Genomic DNA, 15,246 nt, shown 5'->3' with positions numbered 1-15,246 from the left:
CGAGAACGAGAGCCGTGATGCCACGAAAGCCGTCCACACCGACCGCGGACGCCCGACGCTCCGACGCACCCGTCCAGTTCCTCACACCCGAGGGGGTGTTGGAGACCGACAGCCGGCTCGGCCTGCCCGCCGTCCTCGATCTGCCCGCGCTCTACCGGGACATGGCCCTGGTACGCCGCCTGGACACCGAGGCGATCGCGCTCCAGCGCCAGGGAGAGCTGGGCCTGTGGCCCTCGCTGCGCGGGCAGGAGGCCGCCCAGGTCGGGGCCGCCCACGCGCTGAGCGCCCAGGACATGGTGTTCCCCACCTACCGCGAACACGGTGTGGCCTGGTGCCGCGGACTGGACCCGGTGTCGCTCCTCGGCCTCTTCCGCGGTACGACGCTGGGCGGCTGGAACCCGTACGAGAGCCGTTTCCACCTGTACACGCTGGTCATCGGCGCACAGACGCTGCACGCCGTCGGCTACGCCATGGGACTGGTCCGGGACGACGCGATCGGCTCGGGGGACGACAGCCGTGACACCGCGGTGCTGGTCTTCCTCGGTGACGGCGCGCTGAGCGAGGGCGAGACCAACGAGGCGTTCGTCTGGGCCGCCGCCCAGAACCTGCCCGTGGTCTTCTTCTGCCAGAACAACCAGTGGGCCATCTCCGCCCCCTACAGCGTGCAGAGCCGCGTCCCCGTCGCGCGGCGCGCGTCCGGCTTCGGCTTCCCCGGCGTCGCCGTGGACGGCAACGACGTGCTGGCCTGTCTCGCGGCGACCGGTGACGCCCTCGCCCGGGCCCGGTCCGGCGGCGGGCCCACCCTGATCGAGGCGGTCACCTACCGCGTCAACGCGCACACCACCGCCGACGACGCCGGCCGCTACCGGCCCGCCGCCGTGACCGACGAGTGGATCGCCAGGGACCCCCTGGAGCGGCTGCGCCGCCACCTCACCGCGAGCGGGGCGGTCGACGCGGAGTACTTCGCCGACATCGAGCGGCGGGAACGGGAACTGGCCGACCGCCTGAGGACCGGCTGCCGGTCGCTCCCCGTGCCGGACCCCGCCTCGTCCTTCGAGCACACCTACACCACGATGCCCGCCGACCTCGGGCACCAGCTGTCCGAGCACCTGCAGTCCGTCGCCGCCGGCCAGGAGAGCGCCGGCCAGGAGAGCGCCGGTCAGGAGAACGCCGGCCTGGCGAACTCAGTCCACGAGAAGGGGGCCACGCGATGAGCAGCTCGAGCATCTCCATGGTCAGGGCCCTCAACAACGGTCTGCGCAGAGCCCTCCAGGACGATCCCAAGGTCCTGCTGATGGGCGAGGACATCGGACGCCTGGGCGGGGTCTTCCGCGTCACCGACGGCCTGCAGGAGGAGTTCGGAAGCCTGCGGGTCGTCGACACCCCGCTCGGCGAGGCCGGCATCGTCGGCGCCGCCATCGGGCTCGCACTGCGCGGCTACCGCCCGGTCTGCGAGATCCAGTTCGACGGCTTCGTCTACCCCGCCGCCAACCAGATCATCAGCCAGCTCGCGAAGCTCCGGCACCGCTCGGCCGGTGCGATCACCCTGCCGGTCGTCATCCGCATCCCCTACGGCGGCGGCATCGGCTCCATCGAGCACCACTCGGAGTCACCCGAGGTCTACTTCGCCCACACGGCCGGACTGAAGGTGGTCACCTGCTCCAACCCGCAGGACGCCTACGACATGATCCGCCAGGCCGTCGCCGACGACGATCCCGTGATCTTCCTCGAACCCAAGCGGCACTACTGGAGCAAGGGCGACGTCACCGACGGGCGCCCGGCACCGATCGAGCGGGCGCGCGTCACGCGCCCCGGCACCGACGCCACCCTCATCGCCTACGGCCCGACGGTCCCCGTCGCCCTGGAGGCGGCCGAGGTCGCCGCCGAGGAGGGCCGCAGCGTCGAGGTCGTCGACCTGCGCAGTCTGTCGCCGCTGGACATGGGCACCGTACGGGAGTCCGTCCACCGGACCGGCCGCGCCCTCGTCGCCCACGAGGCCTCCCTGTCCCACGGGTTCGGGGCCGAACTCGCCGCGAGGATCCAGCAGGAGGAGTTCCACTTCCTCGAAGCGCCGGTCCTCCGCGTCACCGGATACGACACCCCCTACCCGCCGAGCCGCCTCGAGTCGGACTGGCTGCCGGGTGTCGACCGGATCCTCGATGCCCTCGACCGCAGCATGAGCTACTGAGAGGGGGCACCGTGTCACAAGAGCACGTCTTCCTGCTGCCCGACGTCGGCGAAGGGCTCACCGAGGCCGAGATCCTCCAGTGGGCGGTGAAGGCCGGCGACACCGTGGAGATCAACCAGATCCTGGTCGAGGTCGAGACGGCCAAGGCCGCGGTCGAACTCCCCTCTCCCTACGCGGGTGTCGTCGGGACCCTGCACGCAGGGGAGGGGGAGACCCTGCCGGTGGGTCAGCCCCTCATCACCATCCTCAGTGATGCCGATGCCGATGCCGATGCCGGTGCCGGTGCCGGTGCCGGTGCCGGTGCCGGTGCCGGTGCCGGTGCCGGTGCCGGTGTCGGTGCGAGTCCCGAGGCGACCGGCGAGACCGTGGAGGCTTCCGGCAAGGCGGCCCTCCTGGTGGGATACGGGCCGCAGGAGTCCGTCGGCCGTCGCCGACGCCGTCGCACCCCCGCCGTGTCCGCTGTCCGGCCGGTCGCGGAACCGGCGACGACAGCCGAACCGCCGGCCCCGGCCATCGAGCGGACGGCTGCGAAACCGCCCGTCCGGAAACTCGCCAAGGACCTGGGCGTCGACATCACCACCGTCACGCCGACGGGACCCGGGTCCACCGTCACCCGTGACGACGTCCGCAGGGCAGCGGGCACGAGTCCCGTCGCGGTGAAGGAAGGTACCCCGGAGACCGTCCCGGTGACTGCTCCCGAGCCCGCCGCCGAGACCCGGATCCCGATCCGCGGCGTACGCAAGCACACCGCCGCCGCCATGGTCGCCTCGGCGTTCACCGCGCCGCACGTCACCGAGTTCACGACGGTGGACGTCACGGCGACCATGCGGTTGCGGGACAAGGTGGCCGCCCGCCGCGAGTTCCGCGACCTGCGCGTCACGCCGCTGCTCTTCGTGGCCCGGGCGCTCCTGCTGGCCCTGCGCAGGACCCCTGAGGCGAACGCCAGTTGGGACGAGGCCGGCCAGGAGATCGTGCTCAAGCACTACGTCCACCTCGGCATCGCCGCCGCGACCGGACGCGGGCTCATCGTCCCCAACATCAAGCACGCCGACCGGATGTCGCTGCGGGAGCTCGCCGAGGCGCTCGCCGAACTCACCGGCACGGCCCGGGCCGGGAGGACGACGCCGCAGTCGATGACCGGCGGGACCGTCACCATCACCAACGTCGGCGTGTTCGGAGTGGACACCGGGACACCGATCCTGAATCCGGGGGAGGCGGCCATCCTCGCCGTGGGTGCCATCCGGCGCATGCCCTGGGTCGTGACGGACGCGTCGGGAGCGGAGGCGATCGAGCCCCGCTGGGTCACCCAGCTGGCCCTGTCCTTCGACCACCGGCTCATCGACGGCCAACAGGGCTCCGAGCTGCTGGCCGACATCGCGGCCGTCCTGCACGATCCCGGGCTGGCGATGCTCTGACGGGGCCCACCACCGGCCGCCGGGCCGGTGATCGAAAAGGGAGGGGCGGTTCCTGCGGGGCACGGGTACGGTCCTGCCATGTCTGGATCAACCGCTGGTGACCGCTCCCAGCCCTCTGTCACCGCCGACGACCTCGACCTTGCCGTGCAGCTCTCGGTGGCCGTCCTGCGCGAAGCGCCGCCGGCCGCCTGGGAAGGCAAGGCGGGTTCGCTGGAATGGGACTGCTGGGAGACCGTGGAGCACCTCAGCGACGACCTCTTCGCCTATGCCGCCCAACTGGGCCCGAAGACACCGCCCTTGGACAGGGAGGTGCCCTTCGCGTGGGAGAGGCGGCGGCCCGGCGGTCCGGCGAACGCCATTCACGCGGACCGCACGGCGGGGCCCGCCGGCCTGCTGCAGGTCCTGGAGGCGAGCGGCGCGCTGCTCGTCGCCATGGTGCGCACGACGCCTCCGCGGACCCGCGCCCACCACGTCTTCGGCGCCTCGGACCCCGAGGGATTCGCCGCGATGGGAATCGTGGAGACCCTGGTGCACACGTACGACCTGGCGGACGGGCTCGGACTCGCATGGGATCCGCCTGCCGATCTGTGCTCCCGGGTGCTCGTCCGGCTGTTTCCGGACGCCCCGTCGTCCACTGACCCGTGGCCCACCCTCCTGTGGGCCACGGGACGCGCCGAACTTCCCGGACACCCTCGTCTCACCACCTGGCGCTGGGACGGCACGCCCCGGGCATAGGCCGGGAAGGGCTCACCGGGTCGATTGCCTCGCAGATTCCCCAATTCGGCGCGACAGCCGTGAAAGGCGGCCAGAATGTGGCGGTGAGGCCGGTGGTGATGTGGGGCGCCGGTCGTCGAGTGCTGTGAAAAGAGAGTTCCGTCCTCGGGCAACGGCGTACGCTCCGCAGCGAAGGAGGGTGCCATGGCCGCTCACGCGAGAGCGATCGGGATCTGGTGGCTGGTCACCATGGCTGCCCTGACCACTGCGGTCATCGCGGTCGTCCTCGTCGTCCAGGCCGACTCGGGGGAGGCGTCCCCGCCGCCGTCGTCCCCCCTCACCGCACCGGCGGACGCGCCCGCGACGACGGACTCCGCCCCGTAGGACGCCACGCCGTAGGGGCCGGGTGGCGTCAGACCGTCGACAGATCGATCGCCCGGTCCAGGTCGTGCGGTCGCAGGACGCGCAGGATCGCCTCGAGGAGGTAGTAGTCGGCGTAGGGGAGGGAGATCTCGATGCCGTCCTCGGCGGGGCGGTTGCGGGTACAGCGGGCGACCACGGCCTCGGCGCGGGTGGAGTGGGTGGTGAGGCAGGTCCGGCAGAGCGCGTCGAGGATGCGCAGGGCGGTGGTGCGGTACGTCCTGCTGCCCGTGGCGGCGGCCAGGTCGAGCAGCCCGCAGGCCATGACGGTCCCGGCCGAGGCGTCCTTGATGTCGTACGGCTGCTGCGGTGCGCGGTAGTCCCAGACGGGTATGTGGTCCGGGCCGAGGGCCTGGACGGCGAAGTCGGCGAGCGTGCGGGCGGTGTCGAGGAACTGGTGGTCGCCGGTGCGCCGGTACATGGTGGTGAAGCCGTAGATGCCCCAGGCCTGGCCGCGGGCCCAGCAGGAGGTCGGGCTGTAGCCCTGGACGGTGTTGGGGCCGATGGGGGTGCCGGTGGCGGGGTCGACGTCGTAGACGTGCGGGGTGGACCCGTCCGGTCGCGGGAAGAGGCGGCCCGCGGTCTGCGCGTGTCCCACGGCCGCGTCCATGAAGGCGCCCTCACCGGTCTCCCGGGCGGCGAAGACGAGCAGGTCGAGGTTCATCATCGTGTCGATGATCAAGCGCCCGGCGTTGTCGGAGGTGTTGAGCGCGCCCCAGGCCCGCAGGTAGCGGCCGCGGGGGTTGTAGCGCTGGAGCAGTGAGCGTGCGGCCTGCACGGCGCCGTCCCGCCAGGACGTGTCGCCGGTCAGCCGCCAGGCGGTGACCCAGGACGGGGTGAACAGGAAGCCCAGGTCGTGGGTGCCGGTGTCGTACCGGCGGGGGGCGAGTTTCGCGGCCGACGCGAGGGCGAGGCCGCGCAGGTTGTCGTCGCCGCTGTGGAGCCAGCTCATCCAGAGGACGCCCGGCCAGAATCCGCCGACCCAGTCGCCGCTCTGGGAGTAGACCCACTTCTCGAACTTCGTCCCGACGGGGAAGGCGCTCACCCCGGGCGCGACGGCTCGCACTTTCGCCACCGCGTAGTCGGCCGCGTCACGCAGCACCGCCTCCGTGGCCGCCGACACCTGGCCGGCGAGCGGCCGGTCGGCGCGCGGCCGGCCAGCGAGCGCCTGCGCGGACTGAGGTACGGCGGCGTACGCCACCGCGGCGCCGCCTGCGGTGGCCAGCACGGCCCTGCGGGACATGTGCATGGGTGCCTTCCTCTCTAACTGGGGTGATTCGTGGGGGAGTTGAAGGAGTCTCGCATGCAGGGAAGCGTGCGTATACACATGTGCGCAAAGTTCAAGTACATGAACGAATGGATGGGTGAGCATGGATGGGTGAAGTGGTCGGGTGAAGTGGACGGGCGATCGGTGCGCCTACCGCGAGGACAGCCGGTGCAGCAGATCCCGGCTCGCCGAGGTGATCAGCGGGGGTACGTCGAGGTCGGCGAGCATGTCGGCGGCGGCCTGCATCTCCGCCGTGCGGCGTACCGCGTGCCGGTGGCTGCCGTCGACCAGCCGGTCCAGCGTGGCCGCGTCCGCGTGCGTCAGCTCGTCGGTGATGTGCTGCCGCAGCCACTCCTCGCAGCCGGCCGCGCGCGCCGCCTCCAGTGCCTCGACGACGGCCGCCGCCCACCCCTTGTAGAAGACGCTGCGCAGCAGCTTGCGCTCGGCGGCCAGCCCGGCCGGGCCGTCGAGGACGTCCACCCGCGCGCCGAGCGGACGGAGGAGGCCGGCGTAGCGCCCGGCGGCCGCCCCGGATGCGAGCATCGGCGTGCGCAGGCCCCGGCCGGGCACGGTGGCCATCAGGGCCACGTCGACGAGGTCGATGCCCGCGTCCGCCGCGACCTCGCCGAGGTGTCGTTTCGCCGCGGGCGACGCGGTGTTGAGGTCGGCCCACAGGCAGCCGGGCGCGGTGCCGGCGAGGCCGGCGCGCAGCGCGTCGGGGGCGGCCGAGGCGCTGTTGACGCTCAGGACCAGAGAGCTGCCGGCGGCCGCCTCCGCCTCGCTGTCGGTGCTCACGACACCCGGCGGCGCCGCGACCTTCGGGTCGTACCCGCGCACCAGCGCGCCCGCGGCGACCAGGTCACCCGCGATCGCGCCGCCCGCCTCGCCCAGCCCCAGTACAGCGACACGAAGACCCGTCACGGCGGTGGAGTTCACAGGTGCCTCCCAGTTCGTGTTCATCGTCCCTGGCCGGAGGCCGTCACGGCAGGGCAGGATTGGCGACAATATCGTTGCCATTCTGATCGTTCCGTCGCGGAAAGGGGAACCACGTGTCGGCAGCACCCAACATCCCGTCCGGGTCCGACCCGGTCGTCGAGGTCATCCGCGCGGCGATCGTGCGCGGCGACTACGTACCGGACCAACGGCTCGTGGAGGTCGACCTGGCGGAGCGGTTCTCGGCCAGCCGCGGAGCCGTGCGCTCGGCCCTGCTCCAGCTGGGCAACGAGGGGCTGGTGGAGCGCATCCCCAACCGGGGCGCCCGGGTGCGCGCGGTGCCGCTGGCCGAGGCGATCGAGATCACCGAGGTCCGGATGGTGGTCGAGGGCCTGTGCGCCGCCAAGGCCGCGCAGCGGGTGACCGACGCGGAGATCGCCGAACTGCGCGAGATCCGCGCGGGGATGATCGGAGCGGTCGAGGCCGGGGAGGTCATGGTCTACTCCCGGTTGAACAACCGGCTGCACCGCCGCCTCATGGAGCTGAGCGGTCAGGCCACGGCCGAGGGCGTGCTGGAGCGGCTGCGCGGCCAGTCCGTGCGTCACCAGTTCCGGCTCGCCCTGCAGCCGGGCCGGCCGGCCGTCTCGCTCCCCGAACACCTCGCGATCATCGATGCCGTCTGCGGCCGTGACCCCGTCGCCGCCGAACAGGCCGCCCGGGGGCACCTCGGCAGTGTCATCCACGCACTGCGGAAGTCCGCCAACTCGCCCTCTTCGAAGGTGAGTTAAGGCTGCAGTCGGCTCGTGGCGGCCGGCTCGCGGCGGGCGCGGGCGACGGTCGGTATCGCTTTCTGCGCAACCCATTGACGCCTTCCCAGTGATTGTTAACAATCTGGGTCACCAAATTGGTGACAGGGAGGCGGTATGACCGACCGACCAGGCACGCACCCCATCCCCTCGGACGAGGCCCGCGAACTCGTCGCGGGGGCCTACGACATCCATCTGCACATCGCACCCGACCTGATGACGCGCCGCGTCGACGACCTCACCCTGGCGTCCCGCTTCGCCGAGGTCGGATTATCAGGCTTCGTCCTTAAATCGCACTACGTGCCCACGGCGGAACGGGCCGCGGTGGTCCGCAGGGCGGTCCCCGGCTTCGGAGCGGTCGGGGCGATCACCCTGAACGGCTCGGTGGGCGGAATGAACCCGATCGCCGTGGAGATCGCCGGCCGCGGCGGCGCCCAGGTCGTCTGGCTGCCCACCGTGGACAGCGCCAACGAACGGGCCTGTACGGCGAGCGGTCCCGAGGGCGCGACGCCGCCCATGTGGATGCAGTTGCAGAACGAACTCCGCGACGCCGGAATGACGGCCGACCCGGTCGACGTGGTCGGACCGGACGGCAAGGTCCTGGAGATCACCCGCCAGGTGCTCCGGGTGATCGCGGCCCACGACATGACCCTCGCCACCGGACACCTCGGCACCGAGGAGATCACCGCCGTGGTGGACGCGGCGGTCGAGGAGGGCGTCCGCCGGATCGTCGTCACTCACCCGGAGTTCACCTCGCAACGGGTGGGCGTCGAAAGGCAACGCGAACTCGCTGCCAAGGGCGCCCTGTTGGAGCGGTGCTTCACCACCCCGTACACCGGCAAGGTCTCCTGGGAGCTGTGGCTGGAGAACATCAGGGCCGTCGGCCCGGAGCACTCCGTGCTCTCCAGCGACCTCGGCCAGCCCTTCAACCCGCCGGTGGAGGACGGACTCCCGCTGCTCGCCGAGCGGTTGCTCGCCGCCGGCTTCACCCGGGACGAGGTCCGGGTCATGGCCGTGGACAACAGCCGCCGGCTGGCCGGAGCGGTGGACGACCGATGACCGCCGTCCTGGAACTCCGCGGACTGAGCAAGCAGTTCGTGAAGGACGACACCGGGATCGTGGCACTGCGCGACCTGACCCTCGGCATCGAGGAGGGCTGCTTCGTCAGCGTCCTCGGCCGCAGCGGCTGCGGCAAGTCGACCATGCTGAACATGATGTCGGGACTGATGTCCCCGACCTCGGGCCGGGTGACGTACCGGGACATGCGGGTGTCCGGACCGCGCACCGAGGTCGGCTACCTCACCCAGTCCGACACCCTCATGCCCTGGCGCGACGTCCGCCGCAACGTCGAAATGCCCATGGAGATCAAGAGGGTTGCCGCCGGGGAACGCCGGGACCGCGCGGCGGACCTCATCGAGCGGGTCGGACTCACCGGCTTCGAACGGCACTACCCGCGCGAACTCTCCGGCGGCATGCGGCGCCGCGCCAGCCTCGCCCGGATGCTCGCCGGCGACCCCGAAGTGCTGCTGCTCGACGAGCCGTTCGGCGCCCTCGACGCCCAGCTCCGCTCCGTGCTCCAGGCCGAACTGCTCCGGCTGTGGCAGGGCAGCGGCCAGACCGTCGTCTTCGTGACCCACGACATCGAGGAGGCCCTGCTGCTCGGCGACCGGGTCGTGGTGCTCGGCCGGATCGGCCGGGTCGTCCTGGACAAGGAGATCGACCTCCCCAGACCGCGCGACGCCGACGGACTGCGCGTGGACCCGCACTTCGTCGCCCTGCACAAGGAGATGTCGGCGGCGCTGCGGGAGGCACGGTGAACACGGTCGACGCGAAAACCCCGGCGGACCCGGAGACGGAGACGACGATCGGGCAGTCGGTCACCGTTCCCCTGCACCGCAGCTGGTGGGAGCGGCACGGCGGCACCGTCGTCATCTGGGGCGGCCGGCTGGTCCTCGCCGCCGTCCTGCTGGTGGCCTGGCAGCTGTGCGCCGGGCGGGTCTTCGACCTCACCTTCACCAGCAGGCCCCTCGACGTCGTGCACCGGCTGGCCGACTGGCAGCGCCAGGGACTGCTCTGGTCCAACACCTGGGTCACCCTGAAGGAGGTCGTCCTGGGCTTCCTGCTCGGCGCCGCCTCCGGCGCGGTCACCGGGTTCGTCCTCGCCTCGCTGCCGACCTTCTACCGCATGGTCGACCCGTTCATCGTCGCCCTGTACTCGCTGCCCAAGGTCGCCCTCGCCCCGCTGTTCATCGTCTGGTTCGGCATCGGCATGCAGATGAAGGTGCTGCTCGCCGCCGTCACCGTGTTCTTCCTGGTCTTCCTCAACACCGCCGTCGGCGTACGGGAGGTCGACCGGGGACTGATCGACGCGGTACGGCTGATGGGCGGCCGCCGCCGGGACATCGTCCTCAAGGTCGTCCTGCCCGCATCCATGACCGGTCTGCTCACCGGCCTCAAGGTCGCCGTCCCGTACTCGCTGATCGGCGCCGTGATCGGGGAACTCGTCGCCTCCAACCGGGGGCTGGGCTATCTGATCAGCGACGCCGCGGCCAACTTCGACACGGCCGGGGTCTTCGCGACGCTCGTCGTCCTCTCGGCCATCGCCACCGTCCTCAACCTGATCGTCAGCCTCATCGACCGCAGGGCCAACCGCTGGAAGCCACTGGAGGGCAGGAAATGAGAGAGCAGCCGCGTATGGACCGCCGGCACCTCGTGAAAGGCCTGCTCGCCACCGGAGCCGTCACCCTCACCGGCGCGGGCTGCGCCGAGTCCGGCGCCTCCACCGGGACCGGGAAGATCTCGGTCGGGCAGGTCAGCCAGTCCATCGCCTTCTTCCCGCTGTTCATCGCCACCGAGAAGGGCTACTTCAAGGACGAGGGCGTCACCTTCGGCGACCCGCCGATCCTCGGCACCGGCGCCAAGGTCGCCGCCGCGCTGAAGTCCGGCAGCATCGAACTCGGCGGCTCCGTCATGACCGACGTCCTCAAACTCTCCGCGATCCAGAGCGACATCCGTCTGGTCGCCGACCTGGTGGACCGCTACTACATCGACATCATCACCGGGAAGGACTTCAAGGGCGCCGCGGCCGACGCCACCCTCGACGAACGCATCAAGTCCCTGCAAGGGCAGAAGATCGGCATCACCGGGCCCGGCAGCGGGACCGAGGCGCTCGTCATCTACCTCTTCGACAAGGTGGGACTGGACTCCAAGAAGGACGCCCAGCTGGTCAACCTCGGCAGCGAGCCCAGCGCGGCGCTCGGCGCACTCAAGGGCGGCCAGGTCGACGCCCTGTCCTTCGCCCAGCCGCTCGGCCAGCAGGCGGAGGGAACCGGCGTCGGAACCCTCTACATCTCCCCGGCCCGCGGCGACATCCCCGGGCTGGTCGAGGTGTCCCACGGCGTCATCTTCACCACCCAGGGCATCCTCAAGGACAAGGCCAAGGAGATCGCGGCCTTCCAGCGGGCGCTCGTCCGGGCGAAGAAGGACATCCACGGCAACGACACCGCGGGCGTCAAGAAGCTGCTCGCCGAGTACCGCAGCGGCCTCCCCGACACCACCCTCGACGCCCTGATCCCGCTGCTGAAGAGCGAGATCCCGACGACGAACGCCTTCAAACGGTCCTCCTTCGACACCGCGGTCGCCTTCCACAGGTCCGCCGGCCTCATCACCGAGGACCCCGACTACGACCAGCTCGTACCGGCGAACCTGCGCGCGACGTGACCGCGGCCGGCGGACCCGGGGAACTCCTTGCGGGAGTGACGGGAGGGAGCGGTACGGGCAGGACGGCCGCAGTGGTCGCCGAGTACGTCCGGGCCACGGGGACGCGGTGGGTGTTCGCCTACCCCGGTGACCCGATCATCGAACTGATGGAGGCGTTCCGGGCCGCCGGCGTCGAGGTCCTGGCCGGTACCCGTGAGGGCACGGCGGTGTTCATGGCCGAGGCGCAGGCCATGGTGACCGGGCGGCCCGGTGTCTGCCTGTCGACGCTGGGGCCCGGTTCGACGTCGATCGTCAACGGGGTGGCCGCCGCCACCTGGGACCGGGTTCCGCTGCTGGCGATCTCGGGCCAGATCGACCCCGGCCGCGAGGACCTGGTCACCCACCAGGTGGTGGACCACAAGCTGCTCTTCTCACCCGTGGCCAAGTGGGCCGGCCGGATCGACCCCCGGTCGGCCGACGCGGTGCTGCGCAAGGCGCTGCGGCTGGCCGTCGCCGAGCGGCCCGGCGCCGTCCATCTCACCGGCTCCGCCGAGGCGTTCGCCGCTCCCGCACCCCGCACCGCCGTCGCGCCGCCGCCCTTGGACGGCGCCGCCGGCGGGGTCCGGGTGCAGCGGGCCCCCGGCGGCCCGGACCCCGCGGTGCTGTTGCGGTCGGCCCGGCGCCCTGTGGTGCTGGCCGGTACCGCCGCGACCCGGTGCGGAGCCTCCGCAGCCCTGGTCCGGCTGGCGGAGACGGCAGGCGCCCCGGTGGTGGTGTCAGCGATGGCCAAGGGCGTCTTCCCGGAGGACCATCCGCTCTTCGCCGGAGTCCTCGACATGGCCTGCCATCGGGTGGTGTGGGACCTCCTGGCCGGCAGTGACCTGGTCGTCGCCGCCGGCTTCGACCCCGTCGAGCTCCTCAGACCGTGGTCCCTGCACACGCCCGTCCTGCATGTCGACACCACACCCAACGTCGACCAGGTCTATCCCAGCGACTGCGAACTGGTCGGAGACGTCGCCGCGAGCCTGGACTGGCTCGCCGACGGCCGGCGGGGCGAGCCCCGCTGGACCGAGGCGGACGTCGCCGTCCACCGCACCCGGCTCCGCACGGCCTACTACGCGGGCCGGGTCGGAGGACGTCTCAACCCCACCGACGTCATCGACGTCGTCCGTGCCCACACCCCGCCCGACACCGTCGTCACCTGTGATGTCGGCTCGCACAAACTCCTCGTCGGCCAGGGCTGGCAGACCCGCGCACCGCGGGGTGTCCTCATGAGCAACGGCCTGTCCTCGATGGGCTTCGGGCTCCCCGCGGCGATCGCCGCCCAGCTGACCCTGGGCGAGGTCCCGGTCGTCGCGCTGATCGGCGACGGCGGCTTCGCCATGACGGCGACCGAACTGCGGACGGCCGTCGCCCGCCGGCTGCGGCTGACGGTGGTGGTCTTCTGCGACGGCAGCCTCAACCGCATCGAGCTCAAACAGCGGGCCCTCGGCTACGGCGGCACGGCGACCCGGCTGGACGACATGGACCTGGTCGCGCTCGCGGGCGCCATGGGCTGCGACGGCGTACGCGTGACCTCGGTGGCCGAACTGGAGAAGGCCATGACCGGCCTCGCGACCCGCACCGGCCCCCTGCTCGTGGAGGCCCGCATCGACCCCGCCCAGTACGAGGCACAGTTCTGAGGAGCGGACCGTCCTGATCGGGCACCGGCTACCGCAGGGTGCCCGATCACCGGCCGGGGTTCAGCTCTTCCCGGGGCGGGTCACCCACCTGCCGTCGACCCAGCTGCTGACCGTCTCGTATCCGGAGCGGAACGAGCCCAGGTAGTCCACCTTCAGGTTCTTCTCGGCGGTGGACAGCCGCGCCGTGTAACTGGCGGGGTCGTCGGCGGATCCGCCGGTGGTGTCGACCGCGATGTAGGGGAACGCGTACACGGGGCGGGCGCCCGTCACGGTGCCGCTGCTGTTGATCTTCTGGCTGAGCAGGCTGTCGGGTGCCTGGTCCGCGGTGACCCAGTCGACGACCGCGGTGAGCGCGTCGATGCTGTCCGGGCCCTGACCGCCGCCGCAGTGCGCCACGCCGGGCAGCAGGAACAGCCGGGCGAAGTCCTTGGTGGCACTCTCACCGCCCATCGTCTTCTCCACCGCCTTGTAGTAGGCCATGCCGGCGACGGAGGAGATGTTCGGGTCGGCCAGCCCCTGCCAGATGATCAGCTTGCCGCCGGCCGCCTTGAACGCGGACAGGTCGGGGTCGGTCGCGTCCATCGTCCCCTCGTTGAGCTTCATCAGCTTCCGGTAAGCGGCATCCGTGAACTCGACGTCCTTCCAGGACAGTTCGGGGTGCGCCTCGGGGTAGAGGAGGTAGCGGACGCGTTCGTTGACGTTGGTCTGGTTGGCCGTGGAGCCGGTGGCGGTCGTCGGGACGATGACCCCGGCCCAGTTCAGCTCGTTGCCGCGCAACTGCCAGCCCGGGTAGAGGAGTTTGCCGGCCTTGTCGACCGGGCCCGAGTACAGCTTGCGTACGGTGGTGACCTGGGCGGCGGTCAGGCAGAAGTCGTCGGAGGTCGAGGTCTGCCCGCTCGCGCAGGCGATGCTGCCCGGGTCCCAGGTGCAGCTCAACGGGTCCTCGTTGATCCCGTCGCCGCTCTCGCCGCACCCCTTGAGCACCGCGTTGTGCAGCGGGGTGAGGTCGGCCGTGGTCAGGGTGGCCGTGCCGGCCGTCCCGGAGAACACGGCCTGGGCGTTCCAGGCGTGCTGGAAGGTGTGCGCGGTCCAGTTGTTGGCGGGGGCCCCGGCGACGATGCCGTTGAAGTCGGTCGGGTAGCGCTGGGCCTCGGTGAGGGCCTCGTGGCCGCCCTGCGAGCAGCCGTCGTAGTAGGCCCCGGTGGCGGAGGTGCCGTAGAAGCGCTTGATGATGTCCTTGGCCACGACGGCGAGCTGGTGCTCGGACTTGTAGCCGAAGTCGGCCTTGAGGGTGGGGTCGGTGCCGAAGAGCCCGGAGCTCATGCTGGTGCCGTAGTGGCCCTGGTTGTCCGAGGCCACGGCGAACGCGCCGTCGGTCAGCGGCACGCAGCCGGTCGCGGCCGGGGCGCTGCCGCTGCTCACCACACCGCAGTTGCCGCCGCAGCCGACCTGGAGATAGCTGCCCTGCCAGGTCGTCATCGGCAGCCGCAGGTCGAACTGGAGCTGCGGGGCGATCAGGCCCTTCACCTCGCAGGCCGCCCAGTTGCCGAGGGTGTTGCCGCCGGCGGCCAGCACGGTCGCCGAGGCGATCTGGGTGGGGGCGCCGGAGATGCCGCTCAGATCGAGCGCCGCGACGGCGGAGCAGTCGATGGCGGGAGCCGTGGCGGAGGCGGTGGCCGCGGTGGTGGCCGCAGCGGTGGTCGTGCTGTCGGCCTGCGCCGAACTTCCGGTCAGCGCGCCGACGGTGCCGATCGTCAGCGCCAGCACGGCGGCCAGGACCACGGCGACACGTCGCAGGCGGATGCGTTTCCAGGGAGGTGGCTGCACGGGGGCTCCAGGGTCTTCGAGCGTGCGGGAACACTCGGACTGCGGGGGACGGGTGAGGAGTGAAGCAGCGCGGGCGGGAGCCGGAGAAGGAGCCGGTGCCTGTGAATCCTCGCTCTGGTCATCGACGACCGGGATACGAGCCATCGCCTTGTGAACTTGATGCGGACTGCGGGGTCATGACGCCATATCAGGCGCGAACGGGACCGACCGCGGCCGGCGCGGAAACTGAAAATCTTGACCATGTCCCACAGTAAGACACAGGTAAATCCGAGTACCGCTCGATGGCATCCATAGC

Annotated in this window: 14 protein-coding genes; 11 read left to right on the top strand and 3 right to left on the bottom strand. The window is 71.3% G+C overall.

Features of this window, described 5'->3' with window-relative positions; translation table 11 throughout:
* Positions 1–17: 17 nt before the first annotated feature.
* From ACFWPQ_RS21065 to ACFWPQ_RS21045, 5 genes are all read left to right on the top strand, one after another.
* Positions 18–1,214 carry a thiamine pyrophosphate-dependent enzyme gene (locus ACFWPQ_RS21065; RefSeq protein WP_384036638.1) on the top strand — a complete coding sequence of 399 codons (1,197 nt, stop codon included), beginning with the start codon at positions 18–20 and terminating at the stop codon, positions 1,212–1,214.
* Positions 1,211–2,188 (top strand): alpha-ketoacid dehydrogenase subunit beta, encoded by a 978-nt coding sequence (locus ACFWPQ_RS21060; protein ID WP_384036635.1) that lies wholly within the window; start codon positions 1,211–1,213, stop codon positions 2,186–2,188. Before ACFWPQ_RS21065 ends, ACFWPQ_RS21060 begins: the two co-directional genes overlap by 4 nt.
* Before the next feature lie 11 nt (positions 2,189–2,199).
* A complete protein-coding gene (locus ACFWPQ_RS21055; protein ID WP_384036633.1) occupies positions 2,200–3,603 on the top strand; it encodes a dihydrolipoamide acetyltransferase family protein in 1,404 nt (467 codons plus the stop codon).
* Positions 3,604–3,681: 78 nt separating this feature from the next.
* Positions 3,682–4,338: a maleylpyruvate isomerase N-terminal domain-containing protein gene (locus ACFWPQ_RS21050; RefSeq protein ID WP_384036630.1), complete on the top strand. Its 657-nt coding sequence runs from the start codon at positions 3,682–3,684 to the stop codon at positions 4,336–4,338.
* A 183-nt stretch (positions 4,339–4,521) separates the two neighbouring features.
* Positions 4,522–4,701 carry a hypothetical protein gene (locus ACFWPQ_RS21045; protein WP_384036628.1) on the top strand — a complete coding sequence of 60 codons (180 nt, stop codon included), beginning with the start codon at positions 4,522–4,524 and terminating at the stop codon, positions 4,699–4,701.
* A gap of 28 nt (positions 4,702–4,729) precedes the next feature.
* On the opposite strand, the gene ACFWPQ_RS21040 is transcribed toward ACFWPQ_RS21045, so the two are convergent.
* On the bottom strand, positions 4,730–5,986 hold the full coding sequence (locus tag ACFWPQ_RS21040) for a glucuronyl hydrolase (protein WP_384036625.1): 1,257 nt from the start codon (positions 5,984–5,986) through the stop codon (positions 4,730–4,732).
* Between the two features lie 168 nt (positions 5,987–6,154).
* Positions 6,155–6,940 (bottom strand): DUF1932 domain-containing protein, encoded by a 786-nt coding sequence (locus ACFWPQ_RS21035; RefSeq protein WP_384036622.1) that lies wholly within the window; start codon positions 6,938–6,940, stop codon positions 6,155–6,157.
* 113 nt (positions 6,941–7,053) lie between these two features.
* Between ACFWPQ_RS21035 and ACFWPQ_RS21030 the strand changes: the two genes are divergently transcribed.
* From ACFWPQ_RS21030 to ACFWPQ_RS21005, 6 genes are all read left to right on the top strand, one after another.
* A complete protein-coding gene (locus ACFWPQ_RS21030; protein ID WP_384036620.1) occupies positions 7,054–7,725 on the top strand; it encodes a GntR family transcriptional regulator in 672 nt (223 codons plus the stop codon).
* 135 nt (positions 7,726–7,860) lie between these two features.
* Positions 7,861–8,802, top strand: a complete 942-nt coding sequence (locus ACFWPQ_RS21025; RefSeq protein ID WP_384036618.1) for a DUF6282 family protein — start codon at positions 7,861–7,863, stop codon at positions 8,800–8,802.
* Positions 8,799–9,560: an ABC transporter ATP-binding protein gene (locus ACFWPQ_RS21020; RefSeq protein WP_384036616.1), complete on the top strand. Its 762-nt coding sequence runs from the start codon at positions 8,799–8,801 to the stop codon at positions 9,558–9,560. Before ACFWPQ_RS21025 ends, ACFWPQ_RS21020 begins: the two co-directional genes overlap by 4 nt.
* Entirely contained in the window at positions 9,557–10,423 is an 867-nt protein-coding gene (locus ACFWPQ_RS21015; RefSeq protein ID WP_384036614.1) for an ABC transporter permease, read from the top strand. Before ACFWPQ_RS21020 ends, ACFWPQ_RS21015 begins: the two co-directional genes overlap by 4 nt.
* Positions 10,420–11,463, top strand: a complete 1,044-nt coding sequence (locus tag ACFWPQ_RS21010; RefSeq protein ID WP_384036611.1) for an ABC transporter substrate-binding protein — start codon at positions 10,420–10,422, stop codon at positions 11,461–11,463. Before ACFWPQ_RS21015 ends, ACFWPQ_RS21010 begins: the two co-directional genes overlap by 4 nt.
* 71 nt (positions 11,464–11,534) lie before the next feature.
* A complete protein-coding gene (locus ACFWPQ_RS21005) occupies positions 11,535–13,124 on the top strand; it encodes a thiamine pyrophosphate-binding protein (RefSeq protein ID WP_384036608.1) in 1,590 nt (529 codons plus the stop codon).
* A gap of 60 nt (positions 13,125–13,184) precedes the next feature.
* Here the strand turns inward: ACFWPQ_RS21005 and ACFWPQ_RS21000 are convergent, their stop codons facing one another.
* A complete protein-coding gene (locus ACFWPQ_RS21000; RefSeq protein ID WP_384036605.1) occupies positions 13,185–14,951 on the bottom strand; it encodes a tannase/feruloyl esterase family alpha/beta hydrolase in 1,767 nt (588 codons plus the stop codon).
* Positions 14,952–15,246: the final 295 nt, after the last annotated feature.

The organism is Streptomyces sp. NPDC058464 (genome assembly GCF_042721035.1).
Taxonomy (GTDB): domain Bacteria; phylum Actinomycetota; class Actinomycetes; order Streptomycetales; family Streptomycetaceae; genus Streptomyces.
Note: the sequence above shows the minus strand (reverse complement) of the source record. Positions and strands in the feature narration are given on the sequence as shown.